Raw genomic sequence first — 26,632 nt, forward strand, 5'->3', positions numbered from 1 at the left:
TCAGCTCCGGCGGCCGATGGCGAGCGGCGTGGCGAAGCCGCCGATCAGGCGAATGCGGGGGGCCAGCTCGTCCAGGCGCTCGCCAAGGGCGCCGAGCCGTCCGTCGCCGGCGGCGACGAAATCGGCGACATCGACCAGATGGATGATGGAATCGTCGGGGCTGCGGGCCGGCCGGGTCCAGAACGCCACCGGCGGCAGGCCGACGGCCTCGAGACTCTGCTTCAGCCGGCTGCGGCTGATGTCGCCGGTGACCTCGACCGCGACCAAAGCGTGGTCGTCGCCGGTCGGTTCGGGATCGATCTGGGCGACGGCCAGGGCCATCGGCTCGTCGCGGTGCCGCTCGGTGACGATGAAGGGCAGGCTGCCGACGATCCGCGGCGTGCGCGGGTCGTCCGACACCAGCACCTGCCACCAGGGATCGCTGTCGGACTCGACCGGCCACGGCACCACGGCCACCGCGGCGCTGCCGTCATGGACCGCGCGGATCGCCTGGATCGGCCCGGTCACCGGAGTCATCGGGGTGTGGCTGCCGTAATGGTCGCGCGCCAGGTCCCACAGCTCGTTCTGGGTCGCCGGCGCGTGCACGGCCACGGCGAAGGGGGCCTGCATCCGGGTGCAGCCGGCGATCAGCTCGCGCCAGATTCGGGTCAGCTCCGGCAGCGGGAAACCGCCGCTGTGGCGGTCCGCCAGCCGGCGCAGGATCGTGGCCTCGCGGCCCGGACGCATCGCCAGCGGGTCGCCGTTCTTGGCGGCGGCGATGTCCTGCACCACCCCGGCCCGCTGCATGATCATGTCATGCAGCGCTTCGTCGATCTCGTCGATCCGGTGGCGCAACGAGTCGAGCGTCTGGGGGGTGTCTGGCATCGTCGGAAGCGGGCTGGAACCTGCCGGGTCGAGGGCGATCAGATGTAGAACGGGCAGGGGGCGAAAGCAAAGGAAACATCTGGGGTTTTACGCATCGCGGACATGGACTTTCGCATACCCCGGAGCGATCCGCCGGCTCCCGGGCTGCCGCTGTCCCGTCCCGATGCCGGCGCCCGCCTAGCCCGGCTGTTCCTCGCTGTCGCGCCGCACCCCCAGGGCCGGCTGCGCCGCCCCGACCGGGACCAGCACCGGCCGGCGGGCGCGGAGCTTCTTGCCGCGCGACAGCTGGTAGATCTGCTTCGACGCCTCGACCATCACCGTGCCGGCGACGCGCTGGAACCAGCGGGCGCCGACCTCCTCCCACACCGGGGCGGTGGACAACAGGAAGCGCGACCGGGTCGGCGGCAGCCACAGGGCGCGGGCCATCCGCTCCGGCACGAACTGATGCTGGCGCAGCACCTGGTTCAGCTGGCTGGATGAATAGGGCTTGCCGTGGCCGAACGGGGTGCGGTCGGACCGCGCCCACAGGCTGCGCCGGTTCGGCACCACCACCAGCAGCCGGCCGCTGCCGTTCAGCACGCGCCAGATCTCGCGCATCAGCTCGCCCAGCTGCTCGGTGGCCTCCAGCCCGTGCACCAGCAGCACCCGATCGACCGACATGTCGGGCAGCGGCAGCTCGGTCTCCTCGCTCAGCGCCACCAGGCCGCGGCCGTCCGGCGGCCAATGGGCCACGCCCTGCTCGGCCGGCATGCAGGCGATCACCCGCTCGGCCTCGCCCAGGAACGGCCGCAGGAACGGCGTGGCGTAGCCCAGGCCGAGGATGATCTGGCCCTGTGTGTCCGGCCACAGCAGGCGGATCTGCCGGCGCACCATGCGGCGCACCACCAGGCCCAGGCTGGTCTCGTAGAATTCGCGCAGATCGATGACGTCGCTGTACATCCGTCGGTCGTCCCAAGGGCTGGCCCACGTTAGGATAACGCATCGACGGCAGGTTTGAGCCCTCGCCGCGTCGGCTGCCACAATAGGATATTTCAGGAGTCGCCTGATGGCCCGCAAGACCGAGCTTCGCGGAATCGACCCGGAGCGCCTGAAACAGGCCGCCCGCGAGGCCGCGGATCTCTATCTCGACCATCCGAACGTCACCTCGGTGGGCATCGGCCGGAAGCTCGAAGGCGGCAAGCCGACCGGCGCGCTGTGCATCCAGTTCACCGTCGGCCGCAAGGTCGCGCCCCAGGGGCTGGTGGAGGAGGGCATTCCGCCGCTGCCGAAGAGCATCGTGGTCGACGGCGTCACGATCCCGACCGATGTGATCGAGCGGCGCTACAAGCCGTCCTGGCAGCTGGTGCCGCAGGTGATCAAGGACCAGCGCAAGCTGCGGCACGACCCGCTCTTGCCCGGGATCAGCGTCAGCCATCCCGCGGGCACGGCCGGCACGCTCGGCTGCATCGTCTACGACCGGCAGGAGGGGCGGCCGCACATCCTGTCGAACTGGCATGTGCTGCATGGCGAGCAGGGGCGCCTGGGCGACACCATCGTCCAGCCCGGGCCGTTCGACGACAACCGGGTCGAAAGCAACGGCTGCGGCGTGCTGGTGCGCAGCCATCTCGGCCTCGCCGGCGACTGCGCCATCGCCCGGGTCGAGGGCCGCGGCGTCGATCCGGAGATCCTCGACCTCGGCGTCCGGGTCGCCCGGCTCGGCCGGCCGGAGCTCGGCGACCGGGTGGTGAAATCCGGCCGCACCACCGGCCTCACCTGGGGCATCGTCACCCGGATCGAGACCACGGTGAAGCTGTCCTACGGCGACCAGATCGGATTCAAGCGCATCGGCGGCTTCGAGATCGGCCCCGACCCGGACCGCCCGGCGGCGGAGAACGAGATCAGCAAGGGCGGCGATTCCGGCTCGGTCTGGCTCGGTCTCGACGGCAAGGGCAACCCGGCCGACGTCATGCTGGGCCTGCATTTCGGCGGCGAGGCCGACGGCGCCGACGCTGGCGAGGGCGACTTCGCCCTGGCCTGCACCGCCGACGCCGTGTTCAAGAAGCTGGAGATCGAGCCGACCCCGCCGGAGCTGGCGCAGGCCGCGCCGGCCGCCACCGGCGGTGGCTACGACCCGCAGTTCCTCAGCGGCAAGGCCGTGCCGCTGCCGGCGATGTCGCGGGCGCAGGAGACCGATGCGGCCAAGGCCGGCGGCTCCGCCATCATCCGCCACACCCATTTCTCGCTGGCGCTCAGCAAGTCGCGCCGCCTGGCCCGCTGGGTGGCCTGGAACGTCGATGGCGGCCAGATCCGGCTGCTCAGTCGCAGCGGGCTGAAGTTCACGGTCGACCCGCTGGTCGACGCGAAATGGCAGACCGGCGACGCCCTCTACGCTTCCAACCGCCTCGACCGCGGCCATATCGCCCGGCGTCAGGACCTGGTCTGGGGCCCGCCGGAAGAGGCGGCGCGGGCCAACCGCGACTCCTTCTACTTCACCAACATCGCGCCGCAGCACGAGGCCTACAACCAGTCCGGGCTGAACGGCCTCTGGGGCCTGCTCGAGAACGCGATCCTGGAGGAGGTGGAGGTCGAGCAGCTCCGCGTCTCGGTGCTGGGCGGCCCGGTGTTCCGCGACGACGACCCGGTCTATCGCGGCACCGCCATCCCGCGCGACTTCTGGAAGATCGTCGCCTATGTCGAGGCCGGGGCGCTGAAGGCCAAGGCCTTCCTGCTGACCCAGGAGGACCTCCTGAACCGGATCGAGGCGCTGGGGCTGGAGCCGTTCCGGCTGTACCAGCTGCCGATCGCGGAGCTGGAAAGCCGCACCGGCCTGGATTTCGGCGACCTCAAGGCCGCCGACGACCGGGCCGAGCCCGCCCGCCCACGGCGCGGCCGCCGCGGCGTGGCCGAATCCCTGCCGCGGGTGACGCTGATCGAGACCCTGGCGGATATCGAGCTCTGACTGGCGCCGATGCGGGTAACCGTCCGATCATCCTGTCTCTCCGCCGCGGCGGGGTCGCGGAAGCGGGCGGGAGCGGCTATGCTGCCCCGACCCGTTTCGACACTTGGTCCAGGAGGACGCATGGCCTCGCTTCGCGTCACGCTGATCCCCGTCCTGAAGGACAACTACGCCTATCTGCTGGAGGACGACTCGACCGGCATGGTCGGTGTCGTCGACCCCGGCGAGGCCGACCCGGTGGCGGCGAAGCTGGAGGCCAAGGGCGGCCGGCTGGACTGGATCCTGAACACCCACCATCACGGCGACCATGTCGGCGGCAACCACGAGCTGGCGAAGCGCTACGGCGCCTCGATCGTCGGCCCGGCGGTGGAATCGGGCCGCATCCCCGATCTCGACCGTGGCGTGGCCGAGGGCGACCACGTCATGGTCGGTGCCGCGCGGGGATCGGTGCTCGACGTCCCCGGCCACACCGCCGGCCACATCGCCTTCTGGTTCGAGGATGCCGGCGTGCTGTTCTGCGGCGACACGCTGTTCGCCCTCGGCTGCGGCCGCCTGCTCGAGGGCACGCCCGCGCAGATGTGGTCCAGCCTGCTGAAGCTGCGGGCGCTGCCGGACACCACCCGGATCTATTGCGGCCATGAATACACCCAGTCGAACGCCCGGTTCGCGTTGACCGTCGACGGCGCCAACCCGGTGCTGCAGGCCTATGCCGAGGATGTCGACGACGCCCGCGAGAGCGGCGCCGCCACCATCCCGGCCCAGCTCGGCCGCGAGAAGCTGGCCAACCCCTTCCTGCGGGCCGACAAGCCGGACCTGCAGGCCGCCATCGGCATGGCCGGCGCCGACCCGGTCGCCGTCTTCGCCGAGATCCGCGGCCGCAAGGACCGGTTCTGACCATTTCCCTGACCCAGGACGATCATGAAGCTTCTCTACAGCCCGTTCTCGCCCTTCGCCCGCAAGGTCCGCATCGTCGCCCACGAGACCGGCCTGCAGGACCGGATCGAGGTGGTGCCGGCCAGCACCGAGGACCCGGCCAGCGGCCTGTCGGCGCGCAACCCGCTGAACAAGATCCCGGTGCTGGAGACCGAGTTCGGCCCGCTCTACGACAGCCCGGTGATCTGCGAGTATCTCGACACGCTGCATGACGGGGCGAAGCTGGTTCCGGCCGCGGGGCCTGCGCGCTGGCGCGCCCTGCGCTGGGAAGCCCTGGCCGACGGGCTGATGGATGCCGCGCTGCTGATCCGCTACGAGATCACGCTGCGCCCGGCCGAGAAGCAGCACGAGGCCTGGGTCGAGCGCCAGAAGGCCAAGATCCGCAAGTCGCTCGACCAGATGGAGGCCGATGCGGCGGAGCTCGACGGGCCGGTGACCATCGGCGCGATCGGCGCCGCCAGCGCGCTGGGCTATCTCGACCTGCGCTTCGCCGACTGGGGCTGGCGCGAGACCCATCCGCGCCTCGCTGCCTGGCATGCGGCCTTCGCCGAGCGCCCGTCCTATATCGCGACGATCGCCCAGGCATGAGCGCGATGACGCCGGAGGCGATCGTCGCGAAGCTCGGCATGCAGCCCCACCCGGAGGGCGGGCATTATGTCGAGCTGTGGCGGGATCCGCCGCCGGAAGGCGGCCGTGGCCGGGCCTCGCTGATCCATTTCCTGCTGCGGGCCGGCGAGGTGTCGCATTGGCACGCCGTCGACGCGCCGGAGATCTGGATTTGGCAGGCGGGCGCGCCGCTGGAGCTGTCGATCGCGGAAACCGGCCAGGCCGGCGAGGTGCTGCGCCTCGGCCCCGACCTCATGGCCGGCGACCGCTTCCAGGGCGTGGTGCCGGAGGGGCATTGGCAGGCGGCGCGCAGCCTCGGCGACTGGACTTTGGTCAGCTGCGTCGTCGCCCCGGCCTTCCGCTTCGAAGGCTTCACTTTGGCCCCGCCGGACTGGCGGCCGGAGCTGGGGTAGGGGCGGAGAAGGACACGGGAAAAGTCCGTCATTGCGAGGAGGCGAAGCCGACGAAGCAATCCATCGTCCCGCATGAGCTGACGCATGGATTGCTTCGCTGCGCTCGCAATGACGGTGTCGGGAATTTCGAGGTTCCCGTTGCCCGCCTCTGCTAAGACATCCGCATCGCTGCGGCCCGCGGATCATCCATGACCAGCCTTGCCCTCGGCGCCGATCGGATCGGGGTCGGCATCGCCTGCGCCGTCGCCGGCTTCGCCTGCTTCTCGGCCGGCGACGCCGTGTCGAAATGGCTGATCGGCAGCCGCGGCATCTCGGCCTTCGAGCTGTTCTTCTTCTTCGGCCTGTTCGCGCTGCCGGTGGCTGTCGCACATGCCCTGCGGTCGGGCGGCTGGGACCGGCTGCGGCCGCGCCTGCCCGGCGCGACGCTCCTGCGCAGCGCCCTGATCACCGCCTCGGCCATCTCCGCCGCCTGGGCCTTCGGCCGGCTGCCGCTGGCCGATGTCTACGCCCTCCTGTTCGCCACGCCGATCCTGGTCACCGCGCTCTCGGTGCCGGTCCTGGGCGAGGCGGTGGGGCGGCACCGCTGGGCGGCGGTGATCGTCGGCTTCCTCGGCATCCTGGTGATGCTGCGCCCGGGGCTGGCGGCGTTCGACCCCGGCCACGCCGCGGCTCTGGCCTCGCCGCTGTTCTTCTCGGTCGCGCTGATCGTGTCGCGAAGGATCGGCCGGCGCGAAAGCGACGCGGCCCAGCTGGCGACCCTGTTCCTGGCCATGGTGCTGGGCGGCGGCGCCGTCCTGCCCTTCGTCTGGGTGGCGCCCGACGCGCTCGGGCTGCTCGGCCTCGCCGCCGGCGGGGTGCTCAGCGCCGCCGGGCACATCCTCCTGATCCGGGCGCTGCACTCGGCGCCGCCCAGCGCGGTGACGCCGTTCCAGTACAGCCAGATGATCTGGGGCGTGCTGTACGGGCTGGTGCTGTTCGGCGACACCATCGACGCCGTCACCATGGCCGGCGCCGCGGTCGTCATCGGCAGCGGCCTCTATATCCTGTGGCGCGAGACCCGCCGCCGCTCCGGCGTCATGCTCGACCTCTGCTAGGCGGCCGCGGCGCGCCGGGCCCACAGGTCGCGCCCGGCCAGGATCGCGCCGCCGACGATCAGGGCGCAGGCGGCGCCGACCGACAGGGTCAGGGCGCCCTGGCCGAAGGCGATCAGCAGCAGGGTCGACAGCAGCGGCGCGGCATAGGCGAAGGCGCCCAGGGCGCGGATGTCGCCGCGCTTCACCCCATGGTCCCAGACGAAGAAGGCCAGGCCGACCGACCCCAGGCCCAGCCCTGCCACCGCCGCCCAGCCGGTGGCGTCCGGCACCACCGTCTGCTCCAGCGCCAGGTGGCACAGCAGGGACAAGAGGGCGGTGCCGCCGCAGAACCAGCCGACCGTCTCGGTGGGCACCGCGCCGATCCGCCGGCTTAGCACCGAATAGCCGGCCCAGATCATCGCCGACAGCATGGCAGCGCCGTAGCCCGGGGCGAAGCGCGGGTCGAAGGCCACCCCGCGCCCCCCGATCAGCACGACGACGCCGAGCAGCCCCAGCGCCGCCCCGGCGACATGCCACCAGCGCAGCCGCTCGCCCGGCAGCAGGGCGGAGAACAGCACGATCAGCAGCGGCCAGGCGTAGTTGATCAGGTTGGCCTCGACCGGCGGCGCCAGGCGCAGCGCCATGAAGAAGACGAGGTGATAGCCGAACAGCCCGCCGATGCCGAGCAGCCACACCGCCAGCCGCTGCCGGGCGGCGGCCAGCGGCGAGCGGCCCTGCAGCGCCATCCAGCCGAGCCCGATCAGGAAGGCGACGGCGAAGGCCATGCCGGTCAGCTGGAACGGCGGGATGGCGCTGGCCCAGGTGGCCAGCAGGGCCAGCGTCGCCCACATCAGCACGGCGGTGCCGCCGATCAGCGTGGCCCGCCGGACGGCTGCGAGGTCGGAGGACATGGGTGTTTCGGTCTTGGCTCACATTGTCATGCCCGGGGCTTGACCCGGGCATCCAGAGACTGTCGACAGCTTCTGGATCGCCGGGTCAAGCCCGGCGATGACAGGTTGGGATGGGTGGAACCTTATTGCTGGAGGCCGGGGTACGCCCACAGCCCGGACGTCCGCATCAGGTCGCGATACACCACCAGCCGTTCGTCGGGGCTGACCTTCGCCGCCTCCTCCAGCGACGGAGCGTCCAGCGCGATCGCCGGCACCACGGCGAGGTCCAGCCCGTACTGGGCCAGCGCCTCCTCGACCACCACCCGCGCCCGGCGCATATGGCTGGCGCTGGTCACCAGGATGACCGCGTCGCCGCCATGGCGTTTGATCAGCGAGGCCGCGTTCAGGCCGTTGCCGACCGTGTCCTTGGCCTTGTCCTCGCCGATGATGCGGTCGCGGTCGACGCCCTTCTCGACCAGCCAGCGGGTCATCAGGTCGGCCTCGGTCACCCCGGCCTGGGGCTGGCCGCCGGTGACGATCAGCCGGGCCGTCGGGTTGGTGTTGGCGGCGCGCAGGGCGACGTCCAGCCGGTCCAGCAGCGTCTGCTGCATCGTGCCGTCCTTGGCCAGGGCATAGCCCAGCACCAGGATCACCGGCTTGCCCGGCAGCGCCGGCACGGTGGCGGTCGGCGGGTCGGCCAAGATCGCCTCGGTGCGGGCGAAGCGCGCGCGGTACCGCTCGGCCAGCGGGCGGTCCAGGCCGGCCAGGGCGATGTCGGCCAGCGCCGCGGCATCGGCGTCGCCGCGCACCCGGGCCAGCGCCGCCAGCCAGGCATAGGCGTCGGTGGCGCGCGGATCGTGCCGGGTGATCTCCTGCAAGGTCGCCTCGGCCTCCGGGATCTTCTTCTGGATGATCTGGGTCGAGGCGACGGCATAGCGGAAATCCAGCCGCTCCGGCGCCAGCGACGAGGCCTCGGTGAAGGCCTGCTCGACCACGTCGTAGCGGCCGTGCAGGGTGATGCCCTTGAACACCTCCGCCTCGGCCTTCTTTACGTCGCCGCCGGACCAGTAGTACTGCATGCCGGTCTCGACCAGGGTGCGGATCCGGCTTTCGGTGGCGTCGTCATAGGCCAGCGCCGGCGCCGTCAGCGCGCCCAGCAGGGCCAGCCCGCAGGCGATGCGACGGATGATGCGTGTCTGTGTCATGAAGCCCTCCCTCGGCCGGTTCATACGCTAGATTCGCGGGCTGGAGAATCGCCCATGACCGATGACAGTGTTCGTATCCGACCGTGGCGGCCGGAGGACCGGGCCCTCGGCCTGGATCTCTTCGACAGCAACGTGCCGCGCTTCTTCGCGGCACGGGAGCGGCAGGATTTCATCGACTTCGTCGACGACCTGCCCGGTCCCTATTTCGTGCTGCAGGATGCGGCGGGCCAGGCTCTGGGCTGCGGCGGCTATGCGGCGGCCGAGGGCGACGAAGCGGTGGCGGTGCTGTGCTGGGGCATGGTGCGCGCCGACCGGCACCGCGCCGGGCTGGGCACGGTGCTGCTGACCGGACGGCTCGACCGCATCGCCCCCGACCCGGCCTACCGGTCGGTGGCGATCGAGACGACGCAGCACAGCCGCGGCTTCTTCGCCCGCCACGGCTTCGTCCAGACGCGGCAGGTGCCGGACGGCTTCGCCCCCGGCATGGACCTGGTGGAGATGACGCTGGACCTGGACGGGTACCGACGGTCGCGGCGCTAGGGCTTCAGCAGGAACACCACATACCCCCGAAACCAGGGGCTGGCGGTCAGGCTGTCCGGCGCTTCCCATTCGCCGTCCTGCACCAGCCCGATCTTGAAGGGCAGGGTCAGCCGGGCGATGCGCGGCAGGTAGGACCGGTAGCTCGGGATGGTGCGGCGGCCCTGATAGGTCTGCACTACCACCTCGTCGACCACGCCCTGCAGCTGGTTGATCGCCTCCGGATCGGCGTTGCTGCCCCAGTCCATCAGGCCTGTGATGCTCAACCGGTACTCGGCGGGCAGCTGCGTGCGGAGGTCGCGCAGGAAGGTCGCGTAGTCCTGCAGGTGGCGGGTGCGGGCGTCGAAATCGATCTGGATGCCGACCACCGGATTGCCGGCCTGCTTCCAGCGCCGGGCCTGGGCCAGGATGGTGGGCAGGATCTGCGGCGGCCAGCGCAGCGTGTGGGCGCGATAGGCCAGCCAGACCTCGCCCTGGCGCAGCCGTGGCACGGCGATGCCCTGGGCGATCATCCGGGCGGGGCCGGGGCCGCCGCGCGGCGGGGGATCGATCTGCCCCTGCAGGATGTACAGCGTCCGGGCCTGGGCCAGCACCGGCGGCGGCGCCACCCCCGCCCACAGCCAGAAGGCATCGTGCTCGGCGGCATCGACGGTGGCGCCGGCGGGCAGCGGCGCCAGCAATAGCGCCGCGGCCAGGGCCCAGCGCGCCAGGCGCCCCATCGTCACCAATAGTATTTCAGGTTCTTCGCCCAGACCGTGTTGCCGTAGCGCGACTTCAGCGTCTGGAACCACTGCTTGCGCTGGTTCTGCGGGATCTCCTGCGGGCCGCAGCCATTGCTCTGGCTCGGCGCGAAGCAGTTGATGGCGCGGTACAGCGCATAGGCACGGTCGGTGCGGCCGGCCTTGCCGTCGGCCATCACCTTCATGTAGCCGTCCAGCCGGGAATAGGCCTTGCCCGGGAACTGGGTCGCGGTGCCGCCCAGCTGCTGGTCGTCCGGCTGGTGGTCGAGGGCGTAGAAATCCAGCCCGTTGCGCAGCACGAACTCGCCCAGGCAGTTCAGCCCCTGCGGGCTCTCCGGGCTCTTCTGCAGCGTCGCCGCGATCTCCCGGATCGACGGGCAGGTGTAGTCGGATTCGGCCGAAGCGCCGTCCCAGTGGAACAGGGTCAGGGACTGGTCCCAGGGCACCGACGGATCCTCCGGCAGCGGGTCGGGCAGCAGCGCCAGGTCGGTGCCGAAGCCGCGGTAATGGCCGCGCATCAGGTCCTTGTACAGCAGCGTGAACAGGGCGGTGCGGCGCTCTTCCTCGGTCGCGTCCGCTGCCTTGGCCTGCTGGCGCAGCAGCGCCTGGTCGGCCAGGTTGCGCAGCAGGATCCGGCGGATCTCCGGGCTCTTGACCGGCGATCCGGGCTCGAACACCGCGGCCAGCTTGTCGTCGCGCTCGTAGTTCATGGCCAGCGCCAGCTCCAGCTGGGCGCGCTGCAGCGGCTTCGCCAGCGGGATCAGCTGCAGCCACAGCGCCTGCGCCCCGGCCCAGTCGCCCTTGGCCTCCAGCGCGAATCCGCGCAGGGTCTGGCGGCTGAACTCGAGGAAGCTCATGGCGCCGGTCGGCACCGTGTCCGGCAGGCTCTTCAGCGTCTCGTCCGGCGATTGGGCGACGTAGAACTGGTAGGCGGCGACCAGATAGCCGTGCAGCTCCGGCCGGTCGGCGAAGCGCGGCTTCTGCTGCTCCAGCGTGTCCAGGCTGATGACCGGGCCGCCGTCGCCGGCGGCGTCGACGCCCTTGTCGCGCATCACCATCAGGTCCATCACCGCCAGCAGCGTCGGGTCGGTGACATCGGCGCTGCGCTTCGACACCAGCAGCTTGTTGTCGGTCTCCTGCACCAGCGCGTCGAGCGCCGCGGCGTCGGCCGGGGTCTTGCCCAGCAGCCCGGCATAGGCGGCGGCCAGCCGGGTCGGGTCGTCGCCCAGCCAGTAGACCCGTCGCAGCAGGCCGCGGGCCGAGGCGGTGTAGAGGCCGTTCGGATAGGCCTGGAGATAGGCCTCGAACGCCTTTTCCGACTCCGCCAGCACGGCGCGGTCGACATTCTCCAGCTTGGGATAGCCCATCTCGTCGAAGGCGTTCTGCTGCGCCTGGTTCAAGAGGGTGCGCGCTTCCAGGTAGCGCGCCGTCTCCTGCAGCCAGGGCTGGCCGCTGCCCTCCAGCGCCTTGAACGCCTCCGACGCCTGCGGGAAGTCGCCGGCATAGAAGGCGACCGCGCCCTGCAGATAACCGGCGAACTGCTTGCCCGGCGCCGACTGCACGCCGGCGGGCACCAGCATCGCCCGCTGCGCCGCGTCCCAGCTGCAGCTGCCCAGCATGGCCAGGCGCGCCCGGGCCAGCGACAGGCGCTCGGGCCCCGGCAGGTCGGCACTGCCGACCAGCTGCTGCAGGAAGGCGCGGGCCGCGGCGTCGTCATTGCTGGCGCAGCGGCTGCCTTCGCCGGTGGCGAACAGGTTGCCGCTGCTCTCCGTCGCGGCGGAGGTCACGGCCTCCGGCGGCACGCCGATCTTCTGGGCCAGCTCGGCCACCGCCGCGCGGTCGGGATCGCCGGCGGGCGGGGTCTCGACCACGGCCGCATCGCCGCCTTCGGCGGCGGGTGCATCCGCCGGCGCCTCGTCCTGCGGGCCCAGCCGGTCGAGCGGGAACGGCACCAGCGCGTAGCCCATCTCTCGGTCGTATTGCGACGGCGGCCCGTCCGGCATCGGCGCCAGCCCCTGGTCGGCCAGCAGCAGGCGCAGATTGACCCGGCTGTCATTGGCCGGGCTCAGGAAGGGCAGGTTGTTGCAGCCGTCGAGCCCGTCCTGCTTCAGCGACCACGTCACCCCGCAGCCGAAATCGCCGCTCGCCTGGGCCGCCTGGATGCCGACGCTGCTGAGCAGCAGCATCATCGGAAGCAAACCGCGCCGGATCATCATTCCTCCCTCGCCCTATCGCGACCGTGGGAATCATCTCCGTCGGTCGTATCAGATCGCCCACCTGGCCGACAGGCCCGATCCTGTCCACGGCCCAAGGCGAAATCTTGGCCGGGCCAAGGCGATCTCAGATGCCGCCCGCCACCTTCAGCACCGTAGCGGTGGTGTAGCGCGCGGCGCCCGACAGCAGCCAGGCCACCGCCTCGGCGATCTCCTCCGGCTCGCCCGGCCGGCCGGCGGGGATCCGCGCCGTCACCCGCTCCAGCCGCCCCGGCGCATGGATCCCGGTCCGGATCATGCCCGGCGACACCGCATTGACCCGGATGCCCTCGGCCGCCAGCTCGCGCCCCAGGCCGATGGTGAAGCTCTCGATCGCACCCTTGGTCGCGGCGTAGTGGACGTATTCGCCCGGGCTGCCGGTCTGCGCCGCGATCGACGACAGGCTGACGATCGCCCCCTTCGTCCCGGCGGCGCGGAATCGGCGCACCGCCTCCCGCGCGCACAGGATCGGGCCGACCAGGTTGACGTCCACGACCTGGCGCAGCGTCTCGGCCTCCAGGTCCGCCAACAGGCCGTTGCGGCCGGTGATGCCGGCATTGTTGACCAGCCCCTGCACCGGCCCGAAGGCGGCCTCGGCGTCGTCGAACAGGGCCCGGATCTCGTCCTCGCGCGAGACGTCGGCGGGCAGGGCGATCGCCCGGCCGCCGATGGCCACGATCTTCGCCGCCACGTCCTCGGCAGCTGCGGCATTGGCGCGATAGTTGACGCAGACGGCCCAGCCGTCCCGTGCGGTCCGGCGGGCGATGGCGGCGCCGATGCCGCGGCCGCCGCCGGTGACGATGAGCAGGCCGTGGCTCATAGCCACAGCAGCCTCTCGGCGAAATCGGCGATCGGCGCGCCGTCGACCATCAGCCCGGCCGGCACCGAGAAATGGCCCTGCGGCCGGACATGGACCTGCGCCTCCGGCACGCCCCAGCGCCGGGCGATGGCCTGGCCGCCGGCAAAGGGGGTGACGTCGTCCTTGCTGCCCAGCACCATGAAGACGTTGCCGGTGTCCATCTGCGGCCGCTCGACCGGGTCGGTCAGCGGGCGCCAGCGGCTCAGCGCCGCCTCGGTCCAGCCGGCGGCCGTCAGCGCCCGGTCCAGCCCGAAGGCGCGGGCGAAGGACCCGCCGAGGGCGATCTCCTCGATCCCCTCCGAGGTGGTGAACAGCAGCAGCGCGTCCGGCCGGCAATCGGCCGGCCAGCCGCCGCAATGGGTGGCGGCCAGCTGCGCCGTCAGGGCGCCGAAGCTGATGCCGGTCCAGCCCACCGCGCCGCGGCTGGTCTGCCGGGCCCACCGGGTCAGGATGCCGACCTCGCGCACCGCCGCCGACAGGTGGTCGAGCGCGCCGAGCGGCGTCGACGCCACCATCGGCTCGCCGGCATAGGTGCCCGGGCGCTTGCGCCGGCCGTGCCAGGGCGCCTCGACCAGCACCACGCGCAGGCCGCGGCGGACCAGGGATTCGATTTCGCTCAGCGGCCCGCGCAGATGGTCCGGCTCCATGCAGACGCCGTGCAGATGGATCACGGTCGGCGGGTCGACCGCGTTGCTCGGGGTGAACACCCGGGCCCAGCACGGGCTTTCCGCCGCCGGGTCGGGCGTCGGGAAGGTCAGCCAGTGGTCGGTGCCCAGCTCGCTCGGCAGCCGCCGTGTCTCGGTTACCGCCGGCAGCGTCTCGGGCAGGCGATAGGCATTCTCCGGATCGGCCAGCCGGGCGCCGTGCCGGGCCTCGACCTCCGCCTCGGTCGGGATCGCCCAGCGGCAGGCCGGGATCTTGCGGTTGTTGCCGAACAGGGCGAAGCGCAGCCGGCTGGTGGTCAGGGCCGAGGCGGCATCCAGCCGCGCCTCCTCCGCCGCCACCGCATCGGCCAGGGGCGCGGTGGTGGAGAACAGCAGGCGCTGCCATTCGGCGTCGGCCTGGCGGTGCTGCTCGGTCAGGCGGGCGACGTCGCGCAGGGTCCGGCCCAGCCAGACCGGCCGCTTGCCCAGGGCGTCGGGCGGGATGTCCAGCTCGGCGCAGAAGCGGCGCAGGTCGCCGTCCGAGACCACCGCCGCGGCCAGGCTGCGCGACGCCGGCAGGAACCAGCCGCGCAGCAGCGCCAGCGACATGCCGTCGAACCAGGGCCGTGCCACCAGCCGGCCCAAGGGGGTGCGCATCAGCCGCATCAGGTCGGGCCGCGGCTTCAGCCGCACCGGTCCGCGCCGGCGCTGCGCCCGCTGCCGCGCCGACAGGTGCAGCACCCGACGCAGCTCCGGCCATTCGATCAGCGCATCGGCCTCCTCCAGCGTCGCCCAGCGCGCCTGGGCGGCGTCGTCGCCGGCCACGGGCTCGCCGGACCGCCACTCGGCCTCGACGTCGATGATGGTGTAGTGCCACTCGACCCCGCCCGCGGCGTCGCGGTGGATCGAATCGACCGCGGTGACGATGCCGATCGCCTCGGCCTCGACCCCGGCCTCCTCGCGGGTCTCGCGCAGCGCGGCCTCGAACAGGGTCTCGCCCAGCTCCTGGCTGCCGCCCGGGATGCTCCACTGCCCGGCCTGGGGCGCCTTGCCGCGCTGGATCAGCAGCAGCCGGTCGTCGCGCCAGACCACGGCGCCGACCCCGATCCTCGGCCGATCTATGTTGAGAGACGTGCGTGTGTCCTGGGGCATCGACCTACTGGAAGGCCACTTCGGCGAAGCTGCGCAGCTTGCGGCTGTGCAGCTGTTCCAGCCCCAGCTCGCGCAGCCGCTCCATGGCGCGGATGCCGATCTGCAGGTGCTGGCCGACCTGCTGCTTGTAGAAGGCGTCGGCCATGCCCGGCAGCTTTAGCTCGCCATGCAGCGGCTTGTCGGAGACGCAGAGCAGCGTGCCGTAGGGCACCCGGAAACGGAAGCCGTTGGCGGCGATGGTCGCGCTCTCCATGTCCAGCGCGATGGCGCGGCTCTGGCTGAAGCGCTGCACCGGCTCGCGATAGTCGCGCAGCTCCCAGTTGCGGTTGTCGATGGTGGCGACCGTGCCGGTGCGCATCACGCTCTTCAAGCCGTAGCCGCTCAGGCCGGTGACCTCGCCGACCGCGCGCTCCAGCGCCACCTGGATCTCGGCCAGGGCCGGCACCGGCACCCAGACCGGCAGGTCGGCGTCCAGCACGTGGTCCTCGCGGACATAGCCATGGGCCAGGACGTAGTCGCCCAGCTTCTGGGTGTTCCTGAGGCCGGCGCAGTGGCCCAGCATGATCCAGGCATGCGGCCGCAGCACCGCGATGTGGTCGGTGATGGTCTTGGCGTTGGACGGGCCGACGCCGATGTTGACCATGGTGATGCCGGAATGGTCCGGCCGGGTCAGGTGGTAGGCCGGCATCTGCGGCAGCCGCGCCGCCGGGGCGCCGCGGGCCCGCCCGCCGGGCATGGTGACGCGGTCGCCGGGCTCGACGAAGGCGTCGTAGCCGCCGCCGTCGCCCTGCATCAGCTCATAGGCGATGCGGATGAACTCGTCGATGTAGAACTGGTAGTTGGTGAACAGGACGAAGTTCTGGAAATGATCGCAGCCGGTGGCGGTGTAGTGCTTCAGCCGGAACAGCGAATAGTCCGCCCGCGGCGCCGTGAACAGCGCCAGCGGATGCGGCTCGCCCGGCGGGATCAGCGCGGTGCCGTTGACGATGCTGTCGTCCATCATCGCCAGGTCCGGCAGGTCGAACACCGCCCGCATGTGCAGCATGCGCTCGCGGGTCAGGTCGCCCTCGACATGCATGCCGTCGGGGAAGGCGAAGTGGATCGGGATCGGCGTGTCGCTGACCCCGACCTCGACCGGCACATGGTGGTTGTGGATGATCTGGCCGATCTGCTCGGTCAGGTAGCGGTGGAACAGCGTCGGCCGGGTGATGGTGCTGGTGAAGGTGCCCGGCCGGTCGACGAAGCCGTAGGACAGGCGGGTGTCGGCCCGGCTGAAATCCTCCACCGTGACCGAGAGATAGGGGTAGCAGGCGCGCACTCGCGCCGGCGGCTCTTCGCCGCGGGAATAGGCGCGGAAGGCATCGCGCAGCAGGCCGGTGTTGGCGTCGTAGATCGCGTGCAGCCGGGCCACGGCCTCGGCGGCATCCCGGAACTGCTCCGGCGCGAAGGTCTGGGGGGTCTTGCTCATGCCTCGACTCCCATCAGCGACCGGCCGAACTGGTCGGGGTCGAAGGGCCGCAGGTCGTCGATGCTCTCGCCGACGCCGATCGCGTGCACCGGCAGGCCGAAGCGCTCGGCCAGGGCCACCAGCACGCCGCCGCGGGCGCTGCCGTCCAGCTTGGTCAGGACCAGCCCTGTGACCGAAACCATGTCGCGGAACACCTCGACCTGGCTGTGCGCGTTCTGGCCGGTGGTCGCGTCCAGCACCAGCAGCACGTCGTGCGGCGCCGTCGGATCGATCTTCTTCAGCACGCGGATGATCTTGGCCAGCTCGGCCATCAGATTGTCCTTGTTCTGCAGCCGGCCGGCAGTGTCGATCAGCAGCACGTCGCGGCCCTCGGCCCTGGCCCGGGTCAGGGCGTCGAAGGACAGGCCGGCGGCGTCGGCACCGGGAGCGGCGGTGACCACCGGGCAGCCGGAGCGCTCGCCCCAGACCTGCAGCTGGTGCACCGCGGCGGCGCGGAAGGTGTCGCCGGCGGCGATCATCACGGACTTGCCGGCCTCGCGCCACTGCTTGGCCAGCTTGCCGATGGTGGTGGTCTTGCCGGTGCCGTTGACCCCGACCACCAGCACCACCTGCGGCTTGCGCCCGGGCGACAGGGTCAGCGGCTTGGCCACCGGGCGCAGGATCTGCGCCACATGGTCGGCCAGGGCGCGGCGGACCTCGTCATCCGTCACCTCCTTGCCGAAGCGGGTGCGGGCCAGCTCGGCGGTCAGCTTGGCAGCGGTGGCCGGGCCGAGATCGGCCTGGATCAGCAGCTCCTCCAGCTCTTCCAGCGTCGCATCGTCCAGCTTGCGCTTGGTGAAGATGCTGCTGATGCCGTCGGTCAGCTTGGCGGAGGAGCGCGACAGCCCCTCCTTCAGTCGGGTGAACCACCCTTTTTTCGGCGCCCCTGCGCCGTTATCGGTCATTGGGTCTGTCATGCGCGCTTCTTAACACGCCGCATGTGACCTCCGTAAGTCGGCGCCGCGCGGGGCAGGGGCGCCGCGGGCGGGGGCATCCGGTCAGCCGAGCGCCTTGGAGAATCGCACGCCCGTGGCCGCGTAGCCGAGCCGCTCATACAGCCGGTGCGCCTCTGCACGATGGATGCTGGGATTGACCGTCGCGCGCCGGGTGCCGGCGTCGCGCAGCCACTGCTCGCCGCGCTCGACCAGCCGGGCAGCGATGCCGCGGCCGCGGAACTCGGAGGAGACCACCAGGGCGACGATCGCGCCCAGCAGGTCGCTGCGGTAGAGGGAGGGCGACACCGTGACGCCGACCATGCCGGCGACGGCGCCGTCCGCCTCCGCCACGAAGGTGGCGAAGTCCGCTCGGCCGCGCAGGACTTCCAGCCGCGCCGCCATCTCCTCCGCCGTGGTCGGATAGCCCAGTTCGGCCATCAGGGGCGCCAGCGCCGGGGCGTCCGCCGCCGTGGCAGGCCGTATGTCCATAGTGCTGCCGATCCCTATCCGCGATGCCGACGCGGCCGATCCTAGACCAGGGGCTCCGGTTTCCACCGTCCGGAAAAGCACGGGCCGACCCGCAGAAAAGGGTTGCAACCCATCTGCCTCCGGGACTGAAATGGCGGCTCGGCTGGGGTGCCCACCGTTACGGCGGGCTGAGATCATACCCATCGAACCTGACCTGGATCATGCCAGCGGAGGGAGCCTGAGATGACCGGCATTCCGATTCCGTCCCCGTTGCAGGCCGAGTCCGTCGGCCCGACGCCGTTGCGCGGCCAATGGCCCGACGTCGCGCCGCTTCGCGGCGCGAGACCTCGCGTCGCCATCATCGGCGCCGGGGTCAACGGCCTGGCCATCGGCTGGCGTCTGGCCCGGGCCGGCTGTCCCGTCGACGTCTATGACCGCGGGCCGGTCGGGCGCGAGGCCAGCTGGGCCGCCGCCGGCATGCTCGCCGCCGGGCTCGAGGCCGAGCCGGGGGAGGAGGCGCTGTTCGGCCTGTGCCGCCGCGCCCAGGACCTGTGGCCCGGCTTCGCCCGCGAGGTCGAGGCCGCGTCCGACCGGCCGATCGGCTATCGCGACGAGGGCACGCTGGCCGTGGCCCTGACCCGCGACGACGCGGCGGAGCTGCGCTTCTCCGCCGAGTACCAGGCGAAGCTCGGCGTCGATCTGCGCTGGCTGACCGGCGCCGAGCTGCTCAAGTGCGAACCGATGCTGCGGCCGGGCCTGGCCGCCGCCGTGCACAGCCCGGCCGACCACCAGGTCGACAACCGCTGGCTGGTGCCGGCGCTGGTCGAGGCGCTGCGCCGCGCCGGCGGCGGGCTGCGCGACCATGCGGAAGTCGAGTCCGTGATCCTGGATCACGGCCGGGCGAGCGGCGTGGTGGTCGCCGGCGAGGCGCGGCCGGCCGACGTCGTGGTGCTGGCCGCCGGCGCCTGGTCGGGCGGCATCCCCGGCATCCCGCGCGAGGCGCTGCCGCCGGTCCGGCCGGTCAAGGGCCAGATGCTGGCGCTGCAGATGGACCCGGCGGCGCCGCTGCTGCGCCATGTGCTGTGGGCCGGCAAGGCCTATCTGGTGCCGCGGCTCGACGGCCGGCTGATCATCGGCGCCACGGTGGAGGAGCGTGGTTTCGACACCACCGTGACCGCCGGCGGCATGCTGTCGCTGCTCGACGCCGCTTGGCGCGCCTTGCCGGGGATCGAGGAACTGCCGGTGATCGAAAGCTGGGCCGGCCTCAGGCCCGGCAGCCGCGACGACGCGCCGGTGCTCGGCCCCTCGGCGATCGAGGGGCTGGTCCTCGCCACCGGCCATCACCGCAACGGCATCCTGCTGCTGCCGGCCACGGTCGAGGCGGTCGCCGGCGCCATCCTCGACGGCAGGCTGCCGGAGGCGGCGGAGCCGTTCCGCATCGACCGCTTCACCCGGATCGCGGAGGCGGCGCAATGAGCGTCGTGGTGAACGGAGAGACCGAAGCGGCGGCTGGGGTCAGCGTGCTCGACCTGCTGCTGGCCAAGGGCATCGACCCGGCGGCGCGCGGCACCGCCGTGGCGCTGAACGACGCCGTGCTGCCGCGCGCCCGCTGGCCGGAGCATCGCCTCGCGGCAGGCGACCGGGTCGAGATCGTCCGCCCGTTCCAGGGCGGTTGAGGAGAGAATGGAGATGCAGGACCCCTTCATCATCGCTGGCGTGGCGCTGCGCTCGCGCCTGTTCATCGGCTCGGCCGGCTACGCCAACCGGCAGCTGATGCTGGATTCGATCGAGGCCTCGGGGGCCGAAATCGTCACCGCCTCGATCCGCCGGATCAGCCTGGAAGGCTATGCCGAAAGCCTGGTCGATCTGGTCGGCGACCGCTGGCGCCTGCTGCCCAACACCGCCGGCTGCATGACCAAGCGGGATGCGGTGCTGACCGCGCAGCTGGCGCGCGAGGCGCTGGGCACCACCTGGCTGAAGCTGGAGCTGATCGGCGACCGCGAGACCCAGTATCCGGACGTCGCCCAACTGGTCGAGGCGGCGGCGGAGCTGGTGCGCGACGGCTTCGTGGTGCTGCCCTACTGCAACGACGACCTCGTCACCTGCATGCGCCTGGCCGATGCCGGCTGCGCCGCGGTGATGCCGCTGGGATCGCCGATCGGCTCCGGCCTCGGCATCTCCAACCCGCATGCGATCGAGATGATCTGCAGCCGCATCCCGGTGCCGGTGGTGCTGGACGCCGGCATCGGCACCGCCTCGGACGCGGCGCTGGCGATGGAGCTCGGCTGCTCCGCCGTGCTGCTGTCGACCGCCGTGGCCAAGGCGCGCGACCCGGTGCGCATGGCCCGGGCCATGGCCGCGGGGGTCGAAGGCGGGCGCCTGGCCTCCCGCGCCGGCCGGATCCCGAAGCGCCGCCTGGCCGATCCCTCCAGCCCGCAGCTCGGCCTGATCGGGACGTAATGGACTCATGACCCGCCTGCCGTCGCCGCCGCTGCTGCTGATCACCGACCGGCGCCAGGCGGCGCGGCCGCTGACCGGCGTGGTGGCGGATGCGCTGGCCGCCGGCTGCCGATGGGTCAGCCTGCGCGAGAAGGACCTGCCGGTGCCGGAGCGTCTCGCCTTGCTGTACCGGCTGCGCGCCCTGGCCCGGCCGGTCGGCGCCGTGGTCACCGTCCACGCCGATGCGGAGGCGGCGGCCAAGGCCGACGGGCTGCACCTCGCCGCCGGCGGCGACCCGGCCGCGGCGCGGCAGCGCCTCGGCCCCGCGGCCCTGATCGGCGCCTCCTGCCATGCCGGGGACGAGGTGGACGCCGCCGTCGCGGCCGGGGCCGACTACGTCACCCTCGGGCCCCTGGCGCCGACCGCGAGCAAGCCGGGCTACAAGCCTGTCCTGTCCCCGGCCGAGGCCGGGGCCATCGCCCGCCGCCATCCCGGCCGGGTGATCGCCCTGGGCGGGATCGGGCCCGACCTGCTGCCGGGCCTCATCGCCGCCGGCTTCGCCGGGGTCGCGGTGATGGGCGGGGTGATGCGGGCCGGCGACCCGACGACGGCGATCCGCGAACACCTCGCGGCGCTCGGCGCCGGCCTGGCCTGAAAGGTCGTTTCGAAATGCGCTGGCGTGAGTCGGCTGGCGGCGGTTTCGAGAACCGGCGCGCAGCGGACGTTTGGGGCCGTGAGCACCGGAAGCTTCGAGTCCGCCGTCAGACGGCCGTGCCAGTAGCATTTCCAAACGGCCTCTGACCGCCTGTCGGGAGGGCCGCCGGGCGTGCTATAGGGGCGGCGCCGGATGGGAGCCTCCATGAAGCTGCGATTGCGGCCGCTGCGCGTCCTGGAATTCGTGCTGATCACGGTCCCTGGGCTGATCGGGCTGGTCCTCGCCCTGCGCGCCGCCGGCCCGCTGATCGACCTCGTCCGGGCGGAGCTGGGGCGAACGCCGGAGGTGCAGGAGGTCGAGGCTACCCTGACCGCCTGGACCCGGGCCGGCACCTCGCCGGAGCAGATCGACGCCGGGCTCGCCCAGGCCTTCGCCGAGGACGACATCGACGGGGCCGCCGTCTGGCTGAAGGTGGCCGAGATCACGGGCTATCCGGTCAAGCCGGAATGGCGGGCGCGCTTCGAGGACGAGACCTCGACGGCCAGCACCGCGGTCCGGGCCACGCGCCAGGCGGTCGCCGGCGCCGTGACCGGGGAAGGCCGCGGTGTCTCCGGCCTGGCCGGCGCCTTCGCCGCCGACATGACCTTCGTCGGCGACCTGCGCGACATCGGCCGCGAGCTCTGGCATTTCGGCAACAGCGAGCCGGTGGACGAGCTGGCGCTGGGCCTGTCGGGCATCGGGCTGACCCTGACCGCGGCGACCTACGGTTCCGGCGGGGCCGCGGCGCTGCCGCGCGGTGCGGTGTCGGCCTTCAAGATCGCCCGGCGGACCGGCCGGCTGTCGGCCCGCTTCGCCGAGCGTCTCGGCCGGATGGTCGCCGATGTGGTCGATTTCCCGGCCCTGCGCCGCCAGGTGCGGGAGGCCGGGTGGCAGGACACGGTGCTGCGGCCCGGCGCGGTCTTTGCCGCCGCGATTCGCCGTGACCGCCTGGACGGGCTGGACGAGGCCGTCAGCGCCGCCGGCCGGGTCGCCGACCGGGTCGGCCCGGCCCAGTCGGTCGAGCTGCTGCGCTATGTCGACGACGTGCCGGACCTGCGGCGCGTGGACGAGGTGTCGGCGGTGATGGGCGACCGCACGCTCGCCGTGTTCAAGGTGCTGAAGCGCGGCGCGCTGACCACGGTGAAGGCGACGGTCCGCTGGTCGCGGCGGCTGGCCGACCTCACCGCCACCGTGCTGTTCGGCGCGATCGGCTTCGTTTTCAGCCTGATCTACTGGCTCCGCCTGCTGCTGCTCGGCCTGATCTACGGCCTGTGGTGGGGCTGCCGGGCCTGCCTCGCCATCCGAATCCTCTAGGATGGGGATCTCGACAGAGGACCGGATGCGAATATAATTTATCCTTAATTGTACTGTGAGATGGTGCTCGGCATTCGCCTCCACTGCTCGGGGCGGACCGGGCCGGTGTTTCGTCTGTCATTGCGCCTTTTTCGACATTCAGGATTCGGGAGGACGGAAATCATGGCAGTTGCGACGCCGCGCTTCGGCACAGCCGGAAATGATACGATGACCGGGGACGTCTGGGTGCCCCAGCCCTCCGGGGACCCGATCTATGACCCGAATTACTGGCAGGACGAGTTGCACGGCCTGGGCGGGGACGATGCCCTGTCGGGGCTGGGGAATGACGATTGGCTCTATGGAGACGCCGGGAACGATGTGCTGCGAGGGGGCGACGGCAACGACCTTCTCGCCGGCGGTGTCGGCGCCGACCAGCTGGATGGCGGTGCCGGCGGCGATACCGCCAGCTACGCGGAGAGCGGGGCGGGCATCACCGTCGACCTGTCGCAGGGGGCGGGCTCGGGCGGCACCGCCGAAGGTGACGTCCTGGTCTCGATCGAAAGCGTCACCGGCAGCGCGTTCGCGGATCACCTGACCGGCATTGGCGCTAGAGAGTTCCATGGCGGCGCCGGCGACGACGTGGTCGCGGGCGGCAACTACATGTATGGCGAGGCTGGCGATGACGTGTTGATGGCGACCATCAGCGACGCCCGTCTGTTCGGCGGCGACGGCTTCGACACCGTCAGCTATGCCCTCGCGGCGACAGGCGTCGCGTTCGGCTACTTCGGCTTGGTCGACAACGCACCGCGTTACTTTTTTGCGGGCGTCGTACCCGAACCGTCGCTCCCCAACGATGCCCTGTACTCGATCGAGAAGATCATCGGCAGCCAGTTCGCGGACCGCCTGGGATACGCAGATATCCTGGTGGGGGGTGCCGGGGATGATGTCTTTATCTCCGGAGCAAGCCTGTGGGATGGCGGTGAGGGCAACGATACCGTCAGCTATGAACAAAACCCTGGAGCTGTGAACCTCGATCTGGCCCAGGGCGAAGCGGATGGGACGATCATTTCGGTCGAGAACGTCATCGGCAATTCAAGCAACAACGTCCTGACCGGGAACGGCGTCGCGAACTCGCTCCGAGGCGGGTTCGGAAACGACGTGCTTCAGGGCGGGGCGGGAGCCGATCTGCTCGACGGCGGTGGTGGTTCCGATTCGGCGAGTTACGCGGCCAGCAGCGCCGGCGTCACCGTCAGCTTGGTGACGGGCGGCGGATCCGGCGGCGACGCGGCCGGCGACGTGCTGGTGTCGATCGAGAGCCTGACCGGCAGCGCGTTCGACGACGCCCTGACCGGGGATGGCGGCGGCAATGTGCTGAATGGCGGTGCGGGCAACGACATCCTCCGCGGCGGGGCCGGCCCCGACTGGCTGGACGGCAGCGCCGGCAACGATCTGGTCAGCTACTGGGACAGCTCGGTCGGGGTGACGGCGAATCTGGCGACCGGCCAGGGCTCCGGCGGCGATGCGCAGGGCGATGTCTATCTCGGGATCGAGATGCTCAACGGCAGCCAGGGCAACGACGCCCTCACCGGCAATGCCGGCGCCAACAGCCTGTTCGGCTGGGGCGGCACCGACATCCTCCGCGGAGGCGCCGGCGCCGACCGGCTGGACGGCGGTGCCGGCACGGACCTGATCAGCTACTGGGACAGCTCGGTCGGCGTGACCGTGAACCTGCTGACCGGCATCGGCACGGGCGGCGACGCGCAGGGCGACGGCTACGGATCGGTCGAGAACGTCAATGGCAGCCAGGGCGGCGACTCGCTGATCGGCAACGCCGTTGCCAATGTGCTGAACGGCTATTCTGGCGCCGATTCGCTCAATGGCGGCGGCGGCCAGGATGTGCTCGATGGCGGTGCCGGGAAGGATACCTTGACCGGTGGTGCCGATGCGGACCGCTTCGTCTTCAGCGCGGTCGGGGACAGCGTGGTCGGCGCCAATGCCGACCGGATCGCCGACTTCGTCCGATCCCAGGGTGACAAGATCGACCTGTCGGCGATCGATGCCGACACCGGGGTCGCCGGCAACCAGGCCTTCACCTTCATCGGATCCGGTCTGTTCACCCATCATGCCGGTGAGCTGCGTGCCGCCAACACCAGCCCGGGCGTGACCACCATCGCCGGCGACGTCAACGGCGACGGCGTCTCCGACTTCCACATCGTGCTCACCGGCAACTTCAACCTCATTGCCGCCGACTTCATGCTCTGACCCGCGCGGACGGCTGGCCCAGGGTCAGCCGTCCAGCAGGCGGCGCGACAGGATGCCGGCGAAGCTGGTCTCGGCCGGGCCGGTCATCAGCACATGGCCGTCGCTCTCGCGCCATTCGATCAAGAGCGTGCCGCCGTCCAGCTCGACCCAGGCGGTGCGCTCGGCCAGGCCGCGGCGCACCGCGGCCACGGCGGCGGCGCAGGCGCCGCTGCCGCAGGCCTGGGTGACGCCGACGCCGCGCTCCCACACCCGGTAGCGCAGCCGGTCGCGGGCCAGCATCTGGACCACGCCGATATTGGCGCGCTCCGGGAACAGCGGGTCGTGCTCCAGCACCGGGCCGACGCCGTCGATCTGCACCTTCTCGGCATCCGGCACGAAGAACACGGCATGCGGGTTGCCCATCGACACGCCGACCGCGTCCGACAGCGCGCCGGAGGACACCGGCAGGTGCAGCGTGTCGGCCTCATGCGCCAGCGGGATGTCCTGCCAGCCCAGCCGGGCCGGGCCCATGTCGACGGTGACGCCGCCTTCGGGGGCTTTGCGGCACTCCAGCAGGCCGGCGACCGTCTCCACCACCAGCGACTCGGCGCTGGTGTCGGCCATCACCAGGGCGGCGACGCAGCGCGTGCCGTTGCCGCAGGCGCCCGATTCGGTGCCGTCGGCATTGAGGATGCGCATGAACACGCCGGCGCCTGCGGCCTGCGCCGGCTCGATCACCAGCAACTGGTCGAAGCCGACGCCGCGATGCCGGTCGGCGATGCGCCGCGCCTGGTCGGGATGGATCGCGATCGGCCGCTCGCGCGCGTCCAGCACCACGAAGTCGTTGCCCAGCCCGTGCATCTTCCAGAACGGCAGCCCGTCCATCGCCCGCTCCCCAAGTCTCTCCCGCCCTCATATGGCATCAACCGGCCTCGCTGCGCGAGGGCCGAGCCCTGCGTGATCGACAGGGCGAGGGCCGGCGGCTAGCATGGCGGCCGACGGTGCCCCGGGAGACCGGGGTGAAAAGGGAAGCCGGTGCGCCCTGGGGCAAGGCCGGCGCTGCCCCCGCAACTGTAGGCGGCGAGCCCGCGCCCGAATCCACCGGCTGATCCCGGGAAGGGGGCGCGCGGCGACGACCCGCGAGCCAGGAGACCTGCCGTCGGATGTGTGCGTGTGACGGGGCGGGGTGTCCCCGGGCGGCGCGTCGGCCTCTGTCCGGCCGACCTCCTCCCGTGGGCCCCTGCCGAAGGCGGGAGATGCTGTGGTGACCGATCTGACCGTGCGGCCGCTTGGGGCCGCGGATGTGCCGATGCTGCTCGACATGCTGCGCGAGCTGGCGGCGTTCGCCGGCGATCTGGCGGCGATGACGGCGCAGCGCGCCGATCTCGACGAGGCTCTGGCCGAGGTGCCGCCGCGCTTCCGCGGCCTGATCGCCGAGGACGGCAGCGGCGTGGTCGGCTATGTCAGCTACACCATCGACTATTCGATCTGGACCGGCGGCGACTTCATCCGGGTCGACGACGTCTATGTCCGCGAACGGGCACGCGGCCGCGGCATCGGCCGGCAGCTGATGCGGGCCCTGGCCGATATCGGCGTGTCCCAGGCGATGCGGGTGCGCTGGGAGATGGCGTCGGACAATGACGGCGCCCGCCGGCTCTATGCCGGCATCGGCGCGGCGCCGGCGGACAAGACGATCTGGCGCTGGCCGGTCGCGGCCATGGAGGCCTTCCTCGACCGCAGCGAGCCGCCGCCGTCAACGGCCGAGGGCGGGGTCCCGTCCGAGGCCGGCCGCGGCCTGCCGGGCGAGGACGGCTTCATCCTGGTGCTGCGCCGGGAGAGCGGGACGGAATAGCCGGCAAGGGGCGGGGAAGGTCGTAACGCAATGTTCATAGTATTATCTGCGAATCGTGTTCATGATACGTTCTATGAACACCGCGCAGACCGATCAGACA

Annotated in this window: 25 protein-coding genes and 2 riboswitches; of the genes, 13 read left to right on the forward strand and 12 right to left on the reverse strand. The window is 71.6% G+C overall.

Annotated elements, in window-relative coordinates:
- The gene (locus FFK22_RS22305; protein WP_138889166.1) at positions 1 to 864 is read right to left on the reverse strand and encodes a chorismate mutase; all 864 of its coding nucleotides are present in this window, start codon (positions 862 to 864) and stop codon (positions 1 to 3) included.
- Positions 865 to 1,041: 177 nt separating this feature from the next.
- A complete protein-coding gene (locus FFK22_RS22310) occupies positions 1,042 to 1,803 on the reverse strand; it encodes a methyltransferase domain-containing protein (RefSeq protein WP_138889165.1) in 762 nt (253 codons plus the stop codon).
- 106 nt (positions 1,804 to 1,909) lie between these two features.
- On the opposite strand from FFK22_RS22310, the gene FFK22_RS44505 reads away from it, so the two are divergent.
- From FFK22_RS44505 to FFK22_RS22335, 5 genes are all read left to right on the forward strand, one after another.
- The gene (locus FFK22_RS44505; RefSeq protein WP_138889164.1) at positions 1,910 to 3,802 is read left to right on the forward strand and encodes a DNA/RNA non-specific endonuclease; all 1,893 of its coding nucleotides are present in this window, start codon (positions 1,910 to 1,912) and stop codon (positions 3,800 to 3,802) included.
- 120 nt (positions 3,803 to 3,922) lie between these two features.
- Positions 3,923 to 4,693, forward strand: coding sequence for a hydroxyacylglutathione hydrolase (gloB, locus tag FFK22_RS22320; RefSeq protein WP_138889163.1), 771 nt, complete (start codon positions 3,923 to 3,925; stop codon positions 4,691 to 4,693).
- Between the two features lie 24 nt (positions 4,694 to 4,717).
- A complete protein-coding gene (locus FFK22_RS22325) occupies positions 4,718 to 5,320 on the forward strand; it encodes a glutathione S-transferase (protein WP_138889162.1) in 603 nt (200 codons plus the stop codon).
- Entirely contained in the window at positions 5,317 to 5,751 is a 435-nt protein-coding gene (locus FFK22_RS22330; protein ID WP_138889161.1) for a cupin domain-containing protein, read from the forward strand. Before FFK22_RS22325 ends, FFK22_RS22330 begins: the two co-directional genes overlap by 4 nt.
- Before the next feature lie 188 nt (positions 5,752 to 5,939).
- The gene (locus FFK22_RS22335) at positions 5,940 to 6,845 is read left to right on the forward strand and encodes a DMT family transporter (protein ID WP_138889160.1); all 906 of its coding nucleotides are present in this window, start codon (positions 5,940 to 5,942) and stop codon (positions 6,843 to 6,845) included.
- Here the strand turns inward: FFK22_RS22335 and FFK22_RS22340 are convergent.
- Together FFK22_RS22340 and FFK22_RS22345 are read right to left on the reverse strand one after the other, a co-directional pair.
- Positions 6,842 to 7,735, reverse strand: coding sequence for a DMT family transporter (locus tag FFK22_RS22340; RefSeq protein WP_138889159.1), 894 nt, complete (start codon positions 7,733 to 7,735; stop codon positions 6,842 to 6,844). The two genes, FFK22_RS22335 and FFK22_RS22340, sit on opposite strands and share 4 nt — an antisense overlap.
- A 122-nt stretch (positions 7,736 to 7,857) precedes the next feature.
- Entirely contained in the window at positions 7,858 to 8,919 is a 1,062-nt protein-coding gene (locus tag FFK22_RS22345) for an ElyC/SanA/YdcF family protein (RefSeq protein ID WP_221938773.1), read from the reverse strand.
- A gap of 54 nt (positions 8,920 to 8,973) precedes the next feature.
- Here FFK22_RS22345 and FFK22_RS22350 point away from each other — a divergent pair, with 54 nt between their 5' ends.
- Entirely contained in the window at positions 8,974 to 9,459 is a 486-nt protein-coding gene (locus FFK22_RS22350; RefSeq protein ID WP_138889158.1) for a GNAT family N-acetyltransferase, read from the forward strand.
- Here the strand turns inward: FFK22_RS22350 and FFK22_RS22355 are convergent.
- The 7 genes from FFK22_RS22355 to FFK22_RS22385 all read right to left on the reverse strand — a co-directional run bounded on the left by FFK22_RS22355 (position 9,456) and on the right by FFK22_RS22385 (position 18,034).
- The gene (locus FFK22_RS22355) at positions 9,456 to 10,175 is read right to left on the reverse strand and encodes a DUF3142 domain-containing protein (RefSeq protein ID WP_138889226.1); all 720 of its coding nucleotides are present in this window, start codon (positions 10,173 to 10,175) and stop codon (positions 9,456 to 9,458) included. The genes FFK22_RS22350 and FFK22_RS22355 overlap by 4 nt on opposite strands.
- Before the next feature lie 2 nt (positions 10,176 to 10,177).
- Positions 10,178 to 12,412 (reverse strand): hypothetical protein, encoded by a 2,235-nt coding sequence (locus FFK22_RS22360; RefSeq protein ID WP_221938775.1) that lies wholly within the window; start codon positions 12,410 to 12,412, stop codon positions 10,178 to 10,180.
- A gap of 124 nt (positions 12,413 to 12,536) precedes the next feature.
- Complete coding sequence (locus tag FFK22_RS22365; protein WP_138889225.1) at positions 12,537 to 13,268, reverse strand: SDR family oxidoreductase; 732 nt, start codon at positions 13,266 to 13,268, stop codon at positions 12,537 to 12,539.
- A complete protein-coding gene (locus FFK22_RS43935; protein ID WP_138889157.1) occupies positions 13,265 to 15,103 on the reverse strand; it encodes an NUDIX hydrolase in 1,839 nt (612 codons plus the stop codon). The genes FFK22_RS22365 and FFK22_RS43935 overlap by 4 nt, the downstream gene beginning before the upstream one ends.
- A gap of 4 nt (positions 15,104 to 15,107) precedes the next feature.
- Positions 15,108 to 16,571 carry an AMP nucleosidase gene (locus FFK22_RS22375; RefSeq protein ID WP_138889156.1) on the reverse strand — a complete coding sequence of 488 codons (1,464 nt, stop codon included), beginning with the start codon at positions 16,569 to 16,571 and terminating at the stop codon, positions 15,108 to 15,110.
- A complete protein-coding gene (gene ftsY / locus FFK22_RS22380) occupies positions 16,568 to 17,515 on the reverse strand; it encodes a signal recognition particle-docking protein FtsY (protein WP_138889155.1) in 948 nt (315 codons plus the stop codon). Before ftsY ends, FFK22_RS22375 begins: the two co-directional genes overlap by 4 nt.
- A gap of 93 nt (positions 17,516 to 17,608) precedes the next feature.
- The gene (locus FFK22_RS22385; RefSeq protein ID WP_138889154.1) at positions 17,609 to 18,034 is read right to left on the reverse strand and encodes a GNAT family N-acetyltransferase; all 426 of its coding nucleotides are present in this window, start codon (positions 18,032 to 18,034) and stop codon (positions 17,609 to 17,611) included.
- A gap of 133 nt (positions 18,035 to 18,167) precedes the next feature.
- Positions 18,168 to 18,266, forward strand: a riboswitch (TPP riboswitch).
- Here FFK22_RS22385 and thiO point away from each other — a divergent pair.
- The 6 genes from thiO to FFK22_RS22415 all read left to right on the forward strand — a co-directional run bounded on the left by thiO (position 18,257) and on the right by FFK22_RS22415 (position 24,701).
- Positions 18,257 to 19,489: a glycine oxidase ThiO gene (gene thiO, locus FFK22_RS22390; RefSeq protein WP_138889153.1), complete on the forward strand. Its 1,233-nt coding sequence runs from the start codon at positions 18,257 to 18,259 to the stop codon at positions 19,487 to 19,489. Its footprint overlaps the riboswitch before it by 10 nt.
- Positions 19,486 to 19,689 carry a sulfur carrier protein ThiS gene (gene thiS, locus FFK22_RS22395; RefSeq protein ID WP_138889152.1) on the forward strand — a complete coding sequence of 68 codons (204 nt, stop codon included), beginning with the start codon at positions 19,486 to 19,488 and terminating at the stop codon, positions 19,687 to 19,689. The genes thiO and thiS overlap by 4 nt, the downstream gene beginning before the upstream one ends.
- Before the next feature lie 13 nt (positions 19,690 to 19,702).
- Positions 19,703 to 20,473: a thiazole synthase gene (locus FFK22_RS22400; RefSeq protein ID WP_186002588.1), complete on the forward strand. Its 771-nt coding sequence runs from the start codon at positions 19,703 to 19,705 to the stop codon at positions 20,471 to 20,473.
- A gap of 7 nt (positions 20,474 to 20,480) precedes the next feature.
- Positions 20,481 to 21,107: a thiamine phosphate synthase gene (locus FFK22_RS22405; protein ID WP_138889150.1), complete on the forward strand. Its 627-nt coding sequence runs from the start codon at positions 20,481 to 20,483 to the stop codon at positions 21,105 to 21,107.
- A gap of 204 nt (positions 21,108 to 21,311) precedes the next feature.
- A complete protein-coding gene (locus FFK22_RS22410; RefSeq protein ID WP_138889149.1) occupies positions 21,312 to 22,460 on the forward strand; it encodes a hypothetical protein in 1,149 nt (382 codons plus the stop codon).
- A 207-nt stretch (positions 22,461 to 22,667) separates the two neighbouring features.
- On the forward strand, positions 22,668 to 24,701 hold the full coding sequence (locus FFK22_RS22415; RefSeq protein ID WP_186002589.1) for a calcium-binding protein: 2,034 nt from the start codon (positions 22,668 to 22,670) through the stop codon (positions 24,699 to 24,701).
- A gap of 24 nt (positions 24,702 to 24,725) precedes the next feature.
- Here the strand turns inward: FFK22_RS22415 and dapF are convergent, their stop codons facing one another.
- Entirely contained in the window at positions 24,726 to 25,565 is an 840-nt protein-coding gene (gene dapF / locus FFK22_RS22420) for a diaminopimelate epimerase (protein WP_138889147.1), read from the reverse strand.
- Positions 25,566 to 25,662: 97 nt separating this feature from the next.
- A riboswitch (cobalamin riboswitch) is annotated at positions 25,663 to 25,856 on the forward strand.
- Between the two features lie 88 nt (positions 25,857 to 25,944).
- Between dapF and FFK22_RS22425 the strand changes: the two genes are divergently transcribed.
- Positions 25,945 to 26,532, forward strand: a complete 588-nt coding sequence (locus FFK22_RS22425; RefSeq protein ID WP_138889146.1) for a GNAT family N-acetyltransferase — start codon at positions 25,945 to 25,947, stop codon at positions 26,530 to 26,532.
- The last annotated feature ends 100 nt before the right edge of the window (positions 26,533 to 26,632 follow it).

The sequence above is a fragment of the Mycobacterium sp. KBS0706 genome, from assembly GCF_005938675.2.
Taxonomy (GTDB): Bacteria; Pseudomonadota; Alphaproteobacteria; order DSM-16000; family Inquilinaceae; genus Inquilinus.